General features: G+C 57.7%; 20 protein-coding genes and 1 tRNA gene. 14 read left to right on the top strand and 7 right to left on the bottom strand.

All coding sequences use genetic code 11. The annotated features are described in order from the left end of the window. Positions 1-6 precede the first annotated feature (6 nt). The 10 genes from atzF to PspS49_RS07065 all read left to right on the top strand — a co-directional run bounded on the left by atzF (position 7) and on the right by PspS49_RS07065 (position 8,622). On the top strand, positions 7-1,779 hold the full coding sequence (atzF, locus tag PspS49_RS07110; protein WP_160038651.1) for an allophanate hydrolase: 1,773 nt from the start codon (positions 7-9) through the stop codon (positions 1,777-1,779). Positions 1,780-2,163: 384 nt separating this feature from the next. Then, on the top strand, positions 2,164-3,651 hold the full coding sequence (locus PspS49_RS07105; RefSeq protein WP_127926179.1) for a sensor domain-containing diguanylate cyclase: 1,488 nt from the start codon (positions 2,164-2,166) through the stop codon (positions 3,649-3,651). Further along, a complete protein-coding gene (locus tag PspS49_RS07100; RefSeq protein WP_127926178.1) occupies positions 3,644-3,874 on the top strand; it encodes a cysteine-rich CWC family protein in 231 nt (76 codons plus the stop codon). Before PspS49_RS07105 ends, PspS49_RS07100 begins: the two co-directional genes overlap by 8 nt. A gap of 33 nt (positions 3,875-3,907) precedes the next feature. Next, positions 3,908-4,600 (top strand): pseudouridine synthase, encoded by a 693-nt coding sequence (locus tag PspS49_RS07095; RefSeq protein ID WP_160038649.1) that lies wholly within the window; start codon positions 3,908-3,910, stop codon positions 4,598-4,600. 316 nt (positions 4,601-4,916) lie between these two features. Then, a complete protein-coding gene (locus tag PspS49_RS07090; protein WP_064119706.1) occupies positions 4,917-5,801 on the top strand; it encodes an alpha/beta hydrolase in 885 nt (294 codons plus the stop codon). Positions 5,802-5,959: 158 nt separating this feature from the next. Further along, positions 5,960-6,033: transfer RNA gene (locus PspS49_RS07085), tRNA-Gly, on the top strand. A gap of 278 nt (positions 6,034-6,311) precedes the next feature. Next, on the top strand, positions 6,312-6,467 hold the full coding sequence (locus PspS49_RS07080; RefSeq protein WP_150773830.1) for a type II toxin-antitoxin system HicA family toxin: 156 nt from the start codon (positions 6,312-6,314) through the stop codon (positions 6,465-6,467). Between the two features lie 34 nt (positions 6,468-6,501). Further along, complete coding sequence (locus PspS49_RS07075; RefSeq protein WP_137218087.1) at positions 6,502-6,909, top strand: type II toxin-antitoxin system HicB family antitoxin; 408 nt, start codon at positions 6,502-6,504, stop codon at positions 6,907-6,909. Between the two features lie 143 nt (positions 6,910-7,052). Then, complete coding sequence (locus PspS49_RS07070; protein WP_127930362.1) at positions 7,053-7,370, top strand: helix-turn-helix transcriptional regulator; 318 nt, start codon at positions 7,053-7,055, stop codon at positions 7,368-7,370. Further along, the gene (locus tag PspS49_RS07065; RefSeq protein WP_127926174.1) at positions 7,363-8,622 is read left to right on the top strand and encodes a type II toxin-antitoxin system HipA family toxin; all 1,260 of its coding nucleotides are present in this window, start codon (positions 7,363-7,365) and stop codon (positions 8,620-8,622) included. Before PspS49_RS07070 ends, PspS49_RS07065 begins: the two co-directional genes overlap by 8 nt. 76 nt (positions 8,623-8,698) lie before the next feature. Here PspS49_RS07065 and PspS49_RS07060 read toward each other — a convergent pair whose 3' ends face one another. After that, complete coding sequence (locus tag PspS49_RS07060; RefSeq protein WP_150749327.1) at positions 8,699-9,061, bottom strand: DUF6124 family protein; 363 nt, start codon at positions 9,059-9,061, stop codon at positions 8,699-8,701. Positions 9,062-9,625: 564 nt separating this feature from the next. Between PspS49_RS07060 and PspS49_RS07055 the strand changes: the two genes are divergently transcribed. After that, positions 9,626-10,354 carry a class I SAM-dependent methyltransferase gene (locus tag PspS49_RS07055; RefSeq protein WP_150749328.1) on the top strand — a complete coding sequence of 243 codons (729 nt, stop codon included), beginning with the start codon at positions 9,626-9,628 and terminating at the stop codon, positions 10,352-10,354. Between the two features lie 178 nt (positions 10,355-10,532). On the opposite strand, the gene tam is transcribed toward PspS49_RS07055, so the two are convergent. After that, complete coding sequence (gene tam, locus PspS49_RS07050) at positions 10,533-11,303, bottom strand: trans-aconitate 2-methyltransferase (RefSeq protein WP_150749329.1); 771 nt, start codon at positions 11,301-11,303, stop codon at positions 10,533-10,535. A gap of 379 nt (positions 11,304-11,682) precedes the next feature. On the opposite strand from tam, the gene PspS49_RS07045 reads away from it, so the two are divergent. The 3 genes from PspS49_RS07045 to PspS49_RS07035 all read left to right on the top strand — a co-directional run bounded on the left by PspS49_RS07045 (position 11,683) and on the right by PspS49_RS07035 (position 13,383). Further along, a complete protein-coding gene (locus tag PspS49_RS07045) occupies positions 11,683-12,186 on the top strand; it encodes an inclusion body family protein (protein ID WP_016982769.1) in 504 nt (167 codons plus the stop codon). Positions 12,187-12,311: 125 nt separating this feature from the next. Beyond that, entirely contained in the window at positions 12,312-12,851 is a 540-nt protein-coding gene (locus tag PspS49_RS07040; protein WP_160038647.1) for an AidA/PixA family protein, read from the top strand. A 121-nt stretch (positions 12,852-12,972) separates the two neighbouring features. Next, a complete protein-coding gene (locus tag PspS49_RS07035; protein ID WP_102900234.1) occupies positions 12,973-13,383 on the top strand; it encodes a low affinity iron permease family protein in 411 nt (136 codons plus the stop codon). Positions 13,384-13,469: 86 nt separating this feature from the next. On the opposite strand, the gene PspS49_RS07030 is transcribed toward PspS49_RS07035, so the two are convergent. The 5 genes from PspS49_RS07030 to fos form a co-directional block, all read right to left on the bottom strand. Continuing rightward, positions 13,470-13,973, bottom strand: coding sequence for a DUF4142 domain-containing protein (locus PspS49_RS07030; RefSeq protein WP_160038645.1), 504 nt, complete (start codon positions 13,971-13,973; stop codon positions 13,470-13,472). A gap of 76 nt (positions 13,974-14,049) precedes the next feature. Next, positions 14,050-14,205 carry a KGG domain-containing protein gene (locus tag PspS49_RS07025; RefSeq protein WP_007911485.1) on the bottom strand — a complete coding sequence of 52 codons (156 nt, stop codon included), beginning with the start codon at positions 14,203-14,205 and terminating at the stop codon, positions 14,050-14,052. A 116-nt stretch (positions 14,206-14,321) separates the two neighbouring features. Next, a complete protein-coding gene (locus tag PspS49_RS07020; RefSeq protein WP_160038643.1) occupies positions 14,322-15,671 on the bottom strand; it encodes a diguanylate cyclase in 1,350 nt (449 codons plus the stop codon). 79 nt (positions 15,672-15,750) lie between these two features. Further along, the gene (locus tag PspS49_RS07015; RefSeq protein ID WP_127926167.1) at positions 15,751-16,389 is read right to left on the bottom strand and encodes a LysE family translocator; all 639 of its coding nucleotides are present in this window, start codon (positions 16,387-16,389) and stop codon (positions 15,751-15,753) included. A 60-nt stretch (positions 16,390-16,449) separates the two neighbouring features. Continuing rightward, entirely contained in the window at positions 16,450-16,866 is a 417-nt protein-coding gene (gene fos / locus PspS49_RS07010) for a fosfomycin resistance glutathione transferase (protein ID WP_127926166.1), read from the bottom strand. Positions 16,867-16,870 lie beyond the last annotated feature (4 nt).

The raw sequence follows: 16,870 nt of genomic DNA, 5'->3' as shown, positions 1-16,870 counted from the left end.
CTACTCATGAATCTGCAACTCGATGTTCTGCGCAAGGCCTATCGCAATGGCGACACCACACCACGTCAACTGCTGCCGAAACTGCGCGAGAAAGCCGCCGCGCTGAACCCGGATTATCACCTGTTCATTCATCTGCTCAGCGTCGCAGAACTGGAGCCCTACCTTGCCGCCCTCGACGGTCGCGAGCTCGACAGCCTGCCGCTGTACGGCGTGCCGTTTGCGATCAAGGACAACATCGATCTGGCCGGCATACCGACCACCGCCGCGTGCCCGGACTTTGCTTATGTGCCGGAGCGCTCGGCGACCCTCGTCGAGCAGTTGATTGCGTTGGGTGCGATTCCGCTGGGCAAGACCAATCTCGATCAATTTGCCACGGGACTCAACGGCAGCCGCTCGCCGTATGGCGCGTGCCCGAACAGCGTGCTGACGGAGTATCCGTCCGGTGGCTCCAGCGCCGGATCGTCGCTGGCGGTGGCGTTGGGCGTGGCGAGTTTTGCTTTGGGCACCGATACCGCAGGCTCCGGTCGGGTGCCGGCGGCGCTGAACAATCTGGTTGGATTGAAAGCGAGCAAAGGGCTGATCTCCACCGCTGGAGTGCTGCCGGCGTGTCGCACGCTGGATTGCGTGACCACGTTTACCGCCACTGCGCGTGAGGCTAGTCAGTTGCTGGCGCTGACGGCAAAATTTGATCCGCGCGATGAGTACAGCCGCCGCAATCCATCGTGGAATGACGGCTCGACGTTTGGTGCGCCACGCGCATTTCGTTTCGGTGTGCCGCGTGCGCAGGATCTTGAGTTTTTCGGTTGCGTCGAAGGGCCGCTGTTGTTCGGCGACGCCATCGATCAACTCAAGGCCTTGGGTGGCGAAGCGATCGAACTGGACCTGTCGCCATTCCTTGAAGCCGCGCGTTTGCTTTACGAAGGGCCGTGGGTTGCCGAGCGCTATAGCGTGGCGGGTGAGTTGATGGAGAAAAATCCCGCGGCCGTTTTACCGGTGATCCGCGCCGTACTGGCCAAGGCCCCGGCGGTGACGGGCGTGCAGACTTTCCGCGCGCAGTATCGGCTGCAAACCTTGAAAGCGCTGTGCGATCAGGCACTCGAAGGTCTCGACTGCGTGCTCACCCCCACTATCGGCCGTCCGGTGACGCTGGCCGAGCTGCATGCAGAACCGGTGCTGCGCAACTCCGAACTGGGTTACTACACCAACTTCATGAACCTGCTCGACTACGCCGCCGTCGCCGTGCCGAGCGGGTTTATGGCCAATGGGTTGCCGTGGGGCGTGACGCTGTTTGGCCGGGCGTTTACCGATCAATATCTGCTGAGCGTGGCGGATGCGCTGCAGCGCCAGCAGTACCCGGCCCTGCCGACGCCCGCGAACGTTGCGCGCAACGATCGCGCCCGCATCGTGGTATGTGGCGCGCATCTGCAAGGGTTGGCGTTGAACTGGCAACTGACGCAGCGGAGTGGCCGATTACTGGAAACGACGTTGAGTTCGCCGGACTATCAACTGTATGCGTTGGCTGGCGGCCCGCCATTGCGGCCGGGGATGGTGCGAGTGAAGGATGGCGGTGTGGCGATTGCGGTGGAGGTATGGGAATTGCCGAGCAGTGAGTTGGGCTCGTTCCTCACCGGGATTCCGGCACCGCTTGGATTGGGCAAGGTGCAACTGGCGGATGGGCGTTGGGAAAGCGGGTTTGTTTGTGAGCCGTATGGTCTTGAGGGTGCGCTGGACATCAGCCATTTGGGGGGCTGGCGGGCGTATCTTGAGACTCGGAACTGATCCAGAAACCAACCCTCACCCTAGCCCTCTCCCAGAGGGAGAGGGGACTGACCGGGGTGTCTGTGAGGGGATTGCCATTCAGTGATAACCCGTCGAACTCAGGTTTTGAAATCACCACAATTCAGCCCTCACTCCTGAGGGAGAGAGGACTGACCGGGGTGTCTTTATGATAGTTGCCATTCGGTGATACCGAGCCGAACACAATTTTTGAAATCACCACAATCTAGCTCCCTCTCCCTCCGGGAGAGGGCTGGGGTGAGGGAGCTATCCTTCTGACACACCCTCAACGTCATATCCCCCGCCATTTCAGGCATAAATCCCGCAGTCTTTTCCCGGCCATCCCACTAGAATGCATGCCATCGGGCCACTGCCAACGGAACTGCCATGCCGCTTCGTTCTCCCCTGTATTCGCAACGCTCGCTGGTCCTGACGCTGATCGCCCTGCTCGGCGCCGGGTTCCTCGCCACGTCGTTGCTCAGCTACTACGCCTCCCGCGCATCGATCCGCGACAACATCGTCAACACCGAGCTGCCGCTGACCTCAGACACGGTGTACTCGGAAATCCAGAAAGACCTCGTCAGGCCGATCCTGATTTCCTCGATGATGTCCCGCGACACCTTTATGCGCGACTGGGTGGTCAACGGCGAGCAGAATCCCGAGCAGATGACCCGCTACCTCGACGAGGTCATGACCCACTACGGCGCCTACACCGCGTTCTTCGTCTCCAACAGCACGCACACCTACTACCACGCCAAAGGCGTGCTCAAGCAGGTCAAGGTCGATGAACCGCGCGATGCCTGGTACTTCCGCGTGCGCGACATGAAGGATCCGTACGAGATCAACGTCGACCCGGATCTGGCCAACAAGGACAACCTGACCTTCTTCATCAACTACAAGGTTTACGACTATCACAACCGCTTCATCGGTGCGGCCGGCGTCGGTCTGACCGTGGACGCGGTGATCAAGCTGATCGACAAGTATCAACAGCGCTATCAACGCAGCGTGTATTTCGTCGACACCTTCGGTCGACTGGTATTGACCGGCGCCGAGGGCGGTCCGGAAGGCGCGCACATCGGCAAGAGTCTCGGCGAACTCGAGAGCATGAAAAGTCTGGTCAGCCAGTTGCCGAAACCGCACAGCGGCAGCTACGAATACTCCGCCCACGGTCAGGGGCATTTCCTCAACGTGCGGTTTATCCCGGAGCTGAACTGGTACCTGTTTGTCGATAAACGCGAAGACGGCGCCCTGAGTGAAATCCGTCAGTCGCTGTACCTGAACCTACTGATCTGCCTGCTGGTGACGCTGATTGTCCTGGCGCTGCTCAACCGCGTGATCAAACGCTACCAAAGCAAAATCCAGGCACAGGCCATTCTCGACAGTCTCACCGAACTGCCCAACCGCCGTGGCTTCGACATTCTCGCCGCGCAAGCCCTGCACGAAGCGCAGCGCGAGACCAAACCGCTGACCGCGTTGCTGCTCGACCTCGATCACTTCAAAGTGTTGAATGACACTTACGGGCACATGGCCGGTGATCAGGTGTTGATCGGTTTTGCCCGCGATCTGCAAAGCTGCCTGCGCCACGCCGACATTGTCTGCCGCTGGGGCGGCGAGGAATTTATCGTGTTGCTGAAGGACACCGACGGCGACACCGGTCAGAAAATTGCCGAGAAGATCCGCCAACACGTCGAACAACACGAATATGCCTACGACGGCCACCGCCTCCATCTGACGGTGAGCATCGGCGCCACCACCCTGCAACGCGATGACACCTTGCACAGCCTGCTGTCGCGGGCCGATCATGCGATGTACCGAGCCAAACAAACCGGCCGCAACCGCACCTGCGTGGAAATGCCTCACTCGACTTATGCCTGATTCCGACGTTAAACCCGACCTTTGCCCGGCCTGCGGCGCCCGCAACGATTGCAGCCTGGCCGACCCGCGCACCGCCGACCGCGAATGCTGGTGCTATGGCGTGAGCATCGATCCGGCCGTGCTTGAAGCGCTGCCGCCAGCGCTGCGTAACCAATCCTGCCTGTGCCCGCGTTGCGCGCAGGTCGAGGCGCAACTGCAAGCGGCCAAGCGGCCGATCCCGTAAGATGCGCGACCCTTCATTCATCGAACACTGAACATGCGCGTCGACCGTTTCCTCAGCAACCTGCCCCGCTACAACCGTCAGCAGGTTCGCCTGTTGCTGGTGGAAAAGCGCGTGCGGATTGACGGAAAAGTCGTCAGCGACCCGCACAGTGAAGTGCTCGAGTTCAGCCGCGTCGAAGTCGATGACGAATTGCTACAAGTCGGCAAACCGGCGCGCTACTTCATGCTGCACAAGCCGCCGGGCTGTGTCAGCGCCACCCGTGATCCGCAGCATCCGACTGTGCTCGACCTGATCGATGAACCGGACAAGGACGACCTGCACATCGCCGGACGCCTGGACTTCAACACCACCGGGCTGATGTTGATCACCAACGACGGCGCGTGGTCACGCCGCCTGACCCAGCCGCAGACCAAAGCGCCGAAGGTCTACTACGTCGAGACCGAGCAAGAGATTGGCGCAGAATATGCGACCACTTTTGCCAAGGGCATTTACTTCGCCTTCGAAGACCTGACCACACAGCCTGCGCAGTTGGAGCTGCTCGGGCCACGCTCGGCGCGGCTGAGCATCGTCGAGGGGCGTTACCATCAGGTGAAGCGCATGTTTGGTTTCTTCAACAACAAAGTCCTGCGCCTACACCGCGAATCGATGGGCCTGCTACACCTCGATAACGCGCTAAAACCGGGCGAGTACCGCGCTTTGCGCACCGAAGAGATTCATTTGTTCTAAGCCGGCGACCGCTCAGCAGAAGTTGTCGAACAATTTACCAACGGCACTTGCGCGATCCCGACTCCCCTGCTTGAATCAGGACGTCGGCCAGAATGTGACCGATGAGTCACAACAGACATCCAAGAAACTTTTTGCCGGTAGAGAGCCTTCAAGGCTCCGCCTCAGCCGGCAGACTGCCCGCCAATAACAATACCCGTCGACCGCAGTCATGGATCGACATGGGCCAAGTAAATTCCAGGCGTATGCCTACCTGTCACAAAGCTCGTGCAATCTCTATTTGCGCGCATACCCGCTTGCTTGCCAGGAGTCTTATGACATGAGGCCAGAAATCGCTGTGCTGGATATACAGGGTCAGTATCGGGTTTACACGGAGTTCTATCGCGCAGACGCCGCAGAAAAGACCATCATCCTGGTCAACGGCTCGATGGCCACGACTGCGTCGTTTGCACAGACTGTGAAAAACCTGCACCCGCAATTCAACGTGGTCTGCTACGACCAGCCCTACGCGGGTCGGTCAAAAGCCCACAACCGCCACGAGAAACATCTGACGAAGGACGTCGAAGGGCAGATTCTGCTGGAGCTCATCGACCACTTCGCCGCCGAACACGTGCTGTCGTTCTCCTGGGGCGGCGCCGCGACCCTGGTCGCCCTCGCCCACCAGCCACGGCGCATCGAACGGGCGGTGATCAGCTCGTTCTCGCCAGTGATCAACGCGCACATGCTCGATTACCTCGAACGCGGCGTCGACTACCTCGGCCAGCGCGACGGCGACCGTGTCGGCCATCTGGTCAACAACACCATCGGCAAACACCTGCCGTCGTTGTTCAAACGCTTCAACTATCGCCACGTCAGCAGCCTGGCAGAGCACGAATACGGGCAGATGCACTTCCACATCAGCGACGTGCTGCACAGCGATCGGCAGTGCTATCTGAATGCAGCGAAAAAGATCAACGTGCCGGTGCTGTTTCTCAACGGCGAATGGGACGAATACACCGCTGCCGAAGACGCGCGCCTGTTTGGCAACCACGTGGCGCAGAGCACGTTTACCACGCTGCAAGCCACCGGGCACTTTCTCGACATGGAACACAAGGCTGCCTGCCGCGACAGCCAGAACGCCTTGCTCGGCTTTCTGAAACCGGCGCAGCAGACCAGCCGAACGCGTTACTCGTTTGTTCAGGATCAACATGCATTGGCAATTTGAAAGAGAGTCGTCGCGAGCGAGGCTGTGGGGTTGGGATTTTGCTTTACGCACCGCAGTGCTCGCCCGCGATTGACCGATTTCAGTGATTTAAAGCGTTCATGAGTAAAAGAAAAACTTCAAATCCGTGGCCGAGTCTGGTACAAAGTCAGCCGCTCTGAGCGGGTATAGTTTAATGGTAGAACAGTAGCTTCCCAAGCTTCCGACGAGGGTTCGATTCCCTCTACCCGCTCCACTCAATTTTGATCTCACGTTGTGGTTTGACGGGGGATGCAGGAACAAAAAAAACCGGCCTTGATGGCCGGTTTTTTTGTGCCCGAAAAAAGGTTTACATCTGACATTTGAAACAACGCAAAAGCCTGCAACACACTCTCCATGCCTCCGTTGCCTCCCTATCTAGACTGCTTCAAACCACTGAGCTGATTAACAGCGGATGACCGCTCGGTGATTACATTGTTGCCCGCAGATCACTGGTAGGTATAGTACCCACCAATCACACCACAAGGAAGTGTTGTGAATAGCCGTTTTTTAATCGGTCAACTTGTTGCATACGGTTGGTATTTAGTGAGAGTCAGAGGCAGTCACCATCATTTCAAGCATCCGACCAAGCCTGGACTGGTCACGGTGCCGCATCCGACGAAAGATCTGTTGAAGCAAGCGCTGCTTTGATTGGCTCAGTCAGCAACCATGGAGATCAACGAATATGCTCTACCCGATTGCGATTTCAATAGGTGATGAGGAACACGCCTGGGGCGTGGAGGTGCCGGACATTCCGGGCTGTTTTTCGGCTGGCGATGATCTGGATGATGCCGTCGCCATGGCTCGCGAAGCCATCGAGGGGCATTTCGAAATTTTGGCTGAGGACGGTGCGCCGATCCCGGCTGCGAGCAAACTCGGCGTGAACGTCGCCAATCCGAAGTACGCAGGATGTGCATGGGCCGTGGTCGATATAGATGTCGTGAAGTACTTGGGCAAAGCCCAGAAACTCAACATCACTTTGCCGGGGCACTTGCTCAACCGCATTGATGAATATGTGTTGCATCACCCGGAAGAAAAAAGCCGCTCGGGCTTTCTGGCGTCGGCGGCTCTGAAAGTTTTGCAGCAGGGTTGAACCTTGGCGCGTCAACCCGTGCTGGCCTATCCTACCCATTAAACCTAATTACATTTTCTTGTGAGTTAAATGATATTTTTAGGTTTAATCCACAGTATATTGTGTACTGACAATCAAAAATGAACGCCGACGGTACACACGACATGCTGGATTCAAGCCTCACTACCGCGAGCGAGATCGTCAAACGGACTTGCCAACGCCTGCGCACAGAACGATTGGCCTTGGAGATGACACAAGCAGACGTGGCCGCTCGCGCGGGCATTGCGACGAATACGGTGTCAAACCTTGAAGCCGGTCGTAATGTGAGTTTCGACAACATGGTGCGAGTGGCGATGGTTCTCGGACGCGAAAAGGAGCTCGAAGGATTGTTTCTGCCAAGGCTCGAAACTCTTGACGATATCATTCGCTACGAAAAGACGGCCAAGCGTCATCGCATCAAAAGGAAAGCCGACAATGCTTGAACAAGTTGACGTCTACTACGCGGGCTGGGGTGAACGTTGGCGGTGGGGCACACTTGCTACGACGAAAGCCCTGACCGGTCGCCCGCAGGTCATGTTTGAGTACAGCGATGAGGCAAAAAACAGAGGGCTGGAACTCTCCTCCTTGAGGCTTCCATTACAGGGAGCCAGGTTAAACCGGGATTTCCCGTCACATCAGTTGGGACTGCCTGGGCCGGTTTATGACTCGCTGCCGGATGGCTGGGGCATGTTACTGATGGACCGATTGTTCAAACGTCGAGGCCTCAACCCCGCGCGAATAGGCCCTTTGGAGCGGCTAGCCTACATTGGCAACAATGCCATGGGGGCCATGTCGTTTGAACCTGTTGCACCCGAGGCGCTGGAACCGCAAATGCATGCTCCCATCGAGTTGCTCGCATCCGAAGTGCAGGAGGTACTCAAAGGTAAAGGTGGAGAGCTTCTCCAGAAACTGCTACTGGTCGGAGGCTCTCCACAGGGCGCCCGACCCAAAGCGCTGGTGTATCGCGATCCGCACACTGACGCCTTTACTACGGCTGCCACTCCCGGTTTCGAAGCCTGGTTGGTGAAGTTTCCGGCTCAGCAAGAACATCCCGAGGTGTGCGCCATCGAAATGGTCTATGCCGAATGTTTACGCTTGTGCGGTATCCAGACTCCCGACACTCGTTATTTCAGCCTGTCTGAGGGAATGGCCGCTTTCGCCACCAAACGCTTTGACCGACAAAACGACTTACGGGTGCCCATGCAGAGTCTTGCAGCCTTTACCGGTGCGGATTTCAGATCCCCCGGGGCGCTGGACTACGTCAACTTCCTGCGTGCGACTCATAAGTGCAGCAATGACGTACGAGAGAAAGCCGTAGCGTTTGAGCGGATCGTCTTCAATGTCGCATTCAACAACCGAGACGACCATCCGAAGAACTTTGCTTACATCATGTCGCCTGGCGGAGACTGGAAATTAGCGCCGGCCTATGACGTCACGTTCTGCGAGGGGCCGGGAGGCTATCACCAGATGGACGTGATGGGTGAAGCCTTGGAAATTGGAAGAGAAAACCTGCTCAACCTTGCAGTGGAGGCTGAAGTAAACGCCGCTACGGCCGCCGACATCATTGACAGATTTTGCGAGGTAGCTAGCCGATTCTCAGCCATGGCTGAAAGTTTGTATCCGGGTGTGATCACCCAGGAAACCTTGCGCACCATTCAACAACGCATCGACCAAAACATCGGGCTACTTGCCTGAATTCGTGCTGCCACGTTGCAGTCTCGAGAAACCGGCGCTAATTGGCCGGTTTCTTTGGCTTCTTAAAGCGTTAGGGTTAATCCGCCGGCACAACCTTATCCAGTGCCTGATTCACCGCCAATTCGCCCAGCATGACCACCTGTGCAATGCCGAGCGCTGTCTTGCGGTGTGAGGTATCCAGCAACGCGGCGAAGTTGTTGAGCATGGTGGTGGCCGAGCCGAGTGTTTCGCTGGCGTTGGCCAGCAGAGACTCGGTGTCGTAGGCAGGGTTGGCGAGGTACATCGGTTCGGGTTCGCGGGTGGAACCCATGATCTGCGCAGTCGGACTGAGGTAGTGGTCGAGGGCGCGTTCGGCGGCTTCGTGGAATTTCTTTGAGTTGGGTGATTCGTAGGGGGATGCCGGATCGGTTTCCGGCGGATTGGGCGTAACTTTGAACATTTGGTGTATTCCGAATAGGGCTACGACCATTCCGCTGCTACACGAAAGGGTGGCGGCTGTACGCAAGTTAGCAGACCGGGCGAATCCACCAAAATCCCGGCGCACCCAAGGGTGCCATGCGCACAGCCACCATTAAGCACAGGAGAACCTGGCTGAATGACGCTCGTACGATTTGGTGGAAACGCGTGGCTGCTAAACCCGATCACTGGAAATCAGTGACGCGAACCAAGTTACCGACCGCCCCTAAAGCGCACAAGCCGGCGGATTCTGGCGTAGCGGTAGGCAACGGCGCAAGGATTTGTAGGCTTCAGGACGTAACACTGCACGCCTTTAAACACTTCGCTCGGAAGACGTTTACGCGGCGATAAAACATAGCGATTTCCCCGACATTACAGATCCACAACACTCCACCGGTTTTCACCTCCCGCCCAACCGACTAGCATTTCCCCATCACCCACCACCCTCCCCCCTGCGCGGCCATCGACGAATACGCGCCATCACTTTCGAGGGATTCCAATCGCGGCCACTTTGCCGCTGACGACCGAACTCAAAAGAGCCTTCACCATGACGCAAAACATTTACGACGATCCCGAGTTTTTCCAGGGCTACAGCCAGATGAACCGTTCAATCGGCGGTCTCGACGCGGCGCCGGAGTGGCCAGCGCTCAAGGCGCTGTTGCCCTCCATGCACGGCCTGAACGTGGTGGATCTGGGCTGCGGTTATGGCTGGTTCAGTCGCTGGGCCATTGAGAATGGTGCGGCCAGTGTCTTGGGGCTTGATGTCTCGGAGAAGATGCTGGAGCGGGCGCGGGAGACCACGACGGTGGCGAATATTCGCTATGAGCGCGCCGATCTGGAACAGCTCGACCTGCCCGCCTGCAGTTTTGATCTGGCTTACAGCTCGTTGGCGCTGCATTACATCAAGGATTTGCCGGGGCTGTTTGCTCACCTGTACGCGGCGCTGAAACCGGGTTCGCACTTTGTGTTTTCCATTGAGCATCCAATCTTTATGGCGCCGCGTAATCCGGGTTGGTTGATTGACGCTGAAGGTAACAAGCGTTGGCCGCTGGACAGCTATCAGTTGGAGGGTGAGCGGGTTACGAACTGGTTGGCTGAGGGCGTGATCAAGCAGCATCGTACGGTTGGGACATTGCTCAATTCGCTGATCGATGCGGGGTTTTCGATTCGTCATGTCAACGAATGGGGCCCGAGCGAAGCTGAAGTGGCGGCGCAACCGGCGCTGGCGGAAGAGCGGGAGCGGCCGATGATGATGTTGGTGGCGGTGCAGCGCTGAGCGGGTTTGCAGCTTGAGAAGCCCTCACCCTAACCCTCTCCCAGGGGGAGAGGGGACTTACCGAGTTGTTCTCTAGGGTTACGCCGACATGCGAAATCGAGGCGAACTCAGGTTTTGCAAGCAACACCAAGGCTCCCTCTCCCTCGGGAGAGGGCTGGGGTGAGGGGTCCAATTTATTTCAGCGAGTCGCGACGATAAACAACCGTGGGAATGGCAACAACACCGAGCCATCCGCCAATGCCGGATAAGCCTTCTCAACCTCCGCCAGATACTGCTTCAGGTACTGCGCCTTTTCCGCTTCGCTCAACGGACTTAAAAACGGAATCAACCCGCTCCCCTTGAACCATTCCACCACTCCCGCCGCCCCGCCAGACAACTGATGGTGATAGGTCGTACGCCACACATCGACCCGCGCACAGTGTGGCCGCAGCATCGAGAAATAATCACTGGCGCTCGCCATGTCGGTGCGCTGCCCCGCAGCGCCGGAAAGCTTGCTCGCCCACGGACCATTCGCGGCGACTTCTCGCATCAAACGGTGGGAGGGTTCATTGAGGTTATCCGGCATCTGGATCGCCAGGCTGCCACCGGCCGACAGCTTGCTGGCCAAAGTCGGCAACAACGTCGCGTGATCCGGCACCCACTGCAAAACGGCATTAGCGAAGATCACATCAAACGGCCCTGCATCGGCCCACTGATCAATCTCGGCGACATCGAAGCGCAAATCCGGCAAGCGCCTGCGAGCCGCGTCGATCATGTCTGCCGAGCTGTCCAGCCCGCTGACCTTCGCACCGGGAAAACGCTGCACCAACAACTCAGTCGAGTTACCGGGACCACAACCGATATCGACCACTGTTCGCGCTTCAGGCGTGGGAATCGCCGCCAGCAGATCGCGGGCCGGGCGGGTGCGTTCATCTTCGAAAGCGACGTATTGTTTGGCGGACCAACTCATTGCGTTCTCCTGTCGGGGGGCGTACCAGCGGTTAGTCACGATACAGGCCGCACAGCAAACAGTTCCAGAGCGACTCAATTGCAAAGGGTGTCTGAACACCCCGTCGGCTTATCGCCAATAAGTTGGTTCTCATGCATTGAATGACCGTCCGTCGAGCCAGACAAAAGCGATTTTGACAGCTTAAAAAACGTACCTATAGTCAAGGAGCGGCAATCGGAAGGAACCCGAATCAGTTGATTTCGTGCAAGGAGCACGGCCTGTTCATTTCTCGTGATCAGTGGGTTCCCCCCAGTAGTGTGCTGGCAAAAGCCATACGGCAAGCAAGCGTCGTCGTGCCTGGACTGCAGTCCGACGTTCACTATGAAAAAGGAGCATCACCATGTCTCGAGTGACGGATATTCTGGTTTCCATCGACACCGAAACCATTCTGAAAAAGTATCCAAACATCAGCAAGGATCCGAAGAACCCCACGCTGATCGATTGGAAACATGTGTACATGGTCACCAATCAGGACAACGTCGTCAGTGGCCAGGCCGGTGGCGAACTGGACCTCAAGGCTCAGGTCGGCGATCTGATTCGCTGGCGCGAAACCAGCCTGTCGCAGAGCTTCGAACAGGCGGTGATTTTCTACAAATTCATCCCCAACGCCGGGGAGAACCTGATCTCGCCCCCCTCCCCGCGCAAGGCCACAGCGTGCGTTGCTGTGCCCAACACAAGCAATCCATCCGTGCCAAGCTGCCAGAAAGTCGACAACCACTATTGGTCATCCGAAACACTGGACTGTGGTCGCGTGACGTATCACTTCCACTTCCTGATCGTCGATCGCAACTGCCAGATCATCGGCTGCTGCTCGTGGGATCCGTTCATCTCCATCCATAACTGATGATGTGTCGAGCCCTTTGGCGACAAGGGGCTCAACCGATCCGCTGCCGCTGCGGCCGGAACAGGAAGTCTTGCCTTGACCGAAGCGGCTTTCGTCTTGTGCCAACATCATGAAAGGAATCCATGATGACCAGCGAACCGATCCCGTCACCCTCATCCGCCATCACTGACGCACACAATGTGTTGCTGATCGTCGATGCCGAATCAGTACTGAAGCGTTATCCAAATCCAAGTCTGGACGCCGCCGCGCCGACGAGCATTACCGATGGATTTATCTTCTTCGCCACGGGTAATAACTCGAAAGAAATAGTCATAAATGACAGCAAACCAATAATCCATTCAGAAATTGGCCGAGACCTGCACCTTCGCGGCCGCTCCGTCAGCCTGATCGCCGAACACAGTGTGGTTGTGTACCGCATGACAGTGGCTGACAGCGGCGTGCTTTCCGAACCGAACCTGCAAATTCATACCGACCTGACGGTGCCCGCTCCCAACCCGGACGACCCGACAACACCGGGCAGCCGACAGGCTGATGACCATTTCTGGACCTGCACGCCGAAGAAACCCGGCGACGTGCAATGCGAACTGAGTTTCATGTTGGTCAATCAGCAGTGTGAGGTGGTGGGTTATTTCCACTGGACCGTCGACATTGAAATCAAGCTTTAGAGTACCAATGCCAAAACCGGCCGTGAGGCCGGTTTTTCAGGGACATCTTGCACATCAGTAGAATTTTCATAACGCCGCCAATGTCTGAATTTCAAGCACTCCCCCAATAAGGAATACCGCTATGAAATTCGCAAAAATCTCCCAGAAGCTCGCGATGGTGGCCGGTAGTCCCAAGACCTTCATGGGCGCATTGATCCTGATCGGGATATGGGGTTTGAGCGGGCCGATCTTCGATTACAACGACACTTGGCAACTGATCATCAACACCTCGACCACCATCATCACGTTCCTGATGGTGTTCCTGATCCAGAACACGCAGAACCGCGACACCGACATTCTCCATTTGAAGATCGATGAATTGCTCTTGGTGACCAAAGAAGCGCAGAACGCGATGCTCGGGCTGGAGGCGCTGGACTTGAAGCAGCTGGAGGCGTTGCGCAGGCACTACCGCTCGTTGGGCGAGGGTGAGGTTTTTAATCTTGAGGGGTTGGGCGAGAAGAGTAAGTCGAAGCAGGATTTGAATGAGTGTTGAGGATTGAAAGCAAAAGATCGCAGCCTTCGACAGCTCCTACAAAGTTTGGTGTAGGAGCTGCCGAAGCTGCGATCTTTTGATCCTGGTTAGCGGCTTGCCTGCAGCGCGCGAGCCATTTCCAGATGACTTTGCAGCTTTGGCAAGGTCTCGTCGGCAAACGCCTTGATCTCCGGCACGTCAGTGGTCTGCGCTTGCTGCTGAATCTGCTCGATGGCCTCTTCAGTGGCTTTGACCTGACTGGCGGCGTAGGCCTGATCGAAGGAAGCGCCATCGGTCACTGGCGGCATCAATTCTCTGGCCTTGTCGGCCAGCTCTTCACGCGGCGCGACGGGCAGGTCGAGCTTTTTGGCGATTTTCGCCAGGTGCTGGTTGGCCGTAGTGCGGTCGTTGATGACGACGATGGTGTAGTCCTTGACCTCTTTCGATTCGGCTTTGCTGTGGGCCAGACGACTGGCTTCGATGTCGGCCATGCCTTTGGCGGAGGCATCGTTGATGAAATCGGCGGGCGACTGGGCAAAAGCACTGCTGGCACACAGGCCCAACAGCGATGCAAAACTCATGGTGCGTATACGGGTGGCCATTCGGCTCATGGTCGCGCCCTCCTTACTTGCGAAATTCAAGCGGGAGCTTACGCCCCCGCCTCTCAATCAAAACTACCTTCACCGACTACTTCGATTTCTGAGCGGGCTTGCGGCCCATGTCTGGTTTTGGCTCTTTGTCGACGGTCGTTGTGGTGGTTTTCCCACCTTTGCGACCTGCTTCAGAGGCCTTGGTTCGATCGTTGGCGAAGTTTCCCGAGTTCGAGTTTCTTGAATTAGGCATGATTCTCTACCTCTTGGTAATGATCGTGGCGAGCAGGTGCCCGCCTAGATTGAGAATTTTCTGGCCAGCAAAGGTTTAGAAAAATTGCAGTCGCTGCGACGAACGGCGGCCCCGGATCAACTATTCAACGCGTGATGGTTCAAGCGTTTGGCGGCGTACATCGCCTGATCGGCATGGCGGAACAGTTGCTGCTCCTCCCTGCCGTGCTCTGGATAGCGGGCCACGCCGATGCTCGGTTCGATGTGCAGGTTGTGGCCATCGAGACGCATCGGCTGCAGCAGTACCTGTCGGATTTTTTCCGCCACGCCGTCAGCATCTTCCGAAGCCTGAACGCTGTGCAGCAGCACTACAAATTCATCGCCGCCAATTCTGGCCACCGTGTCGGTTTCCCGCACGCAGCCTTTTAGGCGGTTGGCCACGGTTTGCAGAAGCATGTCGCCGACGCCATGGCCGAAGGTGTCGTTGACCTGTTTGAAGCGGTCCAGGTCAACATACAACAAGGCCATGTGCCCTGATTGCTCGCGTGCGCCGGCCAACGCAGCCTTCAAGCGATCGCGCAGCAATTCACGATTGGGCAGCTGCGTCAGCTGGTCGTACTGCGCCATACGTCGCAGGCGGGCGTGCAATTGCTGACGCTCGATGGCCGTGGCGACCTGGGCGCAAACGTATTGCAGCAGTTCCTTGTCTTGCTCGGTGTAGCGCTCGCCGCCGGGCAGGCTTTTGACGATCAAGGCGCCGATGGTGCCGCTTTTCGAATTCAACGGCACGCCGAGCCAGCAGGGCGCGTTCTGCCCCGCCACCAACTCGGCGAAATCGGCTGGGGAATCTGTACTGTCCGGCGTAAGAAGAATCGGCTGGCCGCTACGGATAACTTCCGTGCACAGCCGTCCGGTGACGGTGCCCGGTTGCTCGGGCTGCAATTCGTGATCGTCGACGTGATAAGGGAAATTCAGTTGTGCGCAGTGCTCGTCGTACAGCGCCACGGAAAAATTCATTGCTGGCAGCCATTCGCCGATGATCAGGTGGATGCGCTTGAACAACGCCAGCAAATCTTCCGCGGCATGGGCCGCTTCGGATATCGCATACAGCGCAGCCTGGCGCGATTCGGCCTGTTTGCGCTCGGTGATGTCGCGCGCCACGGCGATGCGCAGTTGATCGGCTTCCGACCAGCGCGCCGACCAGAGGATATGCACGACGCTGCCGTCCTTGCGCAGGTACCGGTTTTCAAAGTTGAGTTTGGGTTCGCCACCCATGATTTCGTTGGCGGCAGCGAGGGTGCGTTGACGATCCGCCGGGTGCACCAGCTCGATCATTTGCCGGCCGATCAACTCTTCAGGCGAATAACCGAAAACACGCTCGCAGGCGGCGCTGACAAAAACAAAGCGGCCTTGCTTGTCGACCGCACAAACGGCGTCCAGCAACAGATCGATAAAACTCGCCAACGGCGAGGAATTTCGGCTTTCCATGGTTCAGCGTGGGTGTCCGGACAATGCAGCACTGATCAACCATCCCTGACCTCTTGATTGCGCATCCCTGCACACACCTTCAAGCCTTGTTCGGCATCAGCCCCGGGAGCGCATGCAGCAGCGCGTTGATAGCGAAACCGATAAACATCACGCCACACAAACGAGTGATCATCAGTTCGTGGCGTTGATACAGCGTGCGTACCCGCTGCGCGCCAACCACGCCAATCAGAATAGCGTAGGCCAGCAAGCCACCGAGGAAACTCAGGGCAATCAGCGCCGGCAGCATCGACCAGTTGAGCAGTTCGGCGCGGCTCGACAACAGCGCGGTGAACGTCGCCACCGCCACCGGATAAGCCTTGGGATTGGTCAAACCGAACAGAATGCCGTGCCAGAACGGGTTGCGCGCCGCGCCCTGGGGTTCGTCGCCGTTGCGACGCTGGGCCCGCACCGCGCGCCAGCCGAGCCAGAACAGGTACAAGCCGCTGAGCACACCGAGCACATCAAACGCGGTGCTGCCGATTTCCCGGGCGCCGACAATCGCAATCAGCGCCGTGCTGCACCAGACCACATCGCCGAGCAGATGCCCGCAGAGAAACCCCGCCCCGGCCCGCCGCCCATGGGCTGCGCCGATGCCGAACACCGCCAGCACACCCGGCCCGGGCGTGATGCCATAAATGAAACCCGAGGCCAGCACGGCCATTAGCAACGATGGAGTCATGGAAAACCTGCAAGCGCCAGAACACGTGGCCGCCAGTCTATATCAGACAAATGTGTCTGATCATGACTCGTCGTAAAAACGCATGCCGGCGTACGGTTTTTGCCGACAGACTGCCAATCGTGAAGCGAGATCGCCGACATGCGCTTCGAGCTTGTGGCCATCGGGATCGAGAAAATAGAACGACGCACCTTCGCTGCGGTTATCCCGCCATTCCTGCACGTTCACCGCTTTTAGCTTTGCTACGAACGTTGAAAAATCGGCTGCAGTGAGGCTGAAAGCGTAATGGGTGTAATCGGCGCACGGTTCGCTTGAGCGCGTTGAATCAAGCGACAGACACAACCACAGCCCGGGCAGCGACAGATAGGCACCTGCGTCCCACGTGGCTTCAACGCGCAGCTGCAACACATCGCGATAGAACGCGAGGCTGCGGTGCAAATCGCTGACTGCGAGTGTCAGGTGGTTGAGGCCGGTGAGCATCGGG

The organism is Pseudomonas sp. S49 (assembly GCF_009866785.1).
Lineage (GTDB): Bacteria > Pseudomonadota > Gammaproteobacteria > Pseudomonadales > Pseudomonadaceae > Aquipseudomonas.
This window is presented reverse-complemented; position numbering and strand designations above follow the sequence as displayed.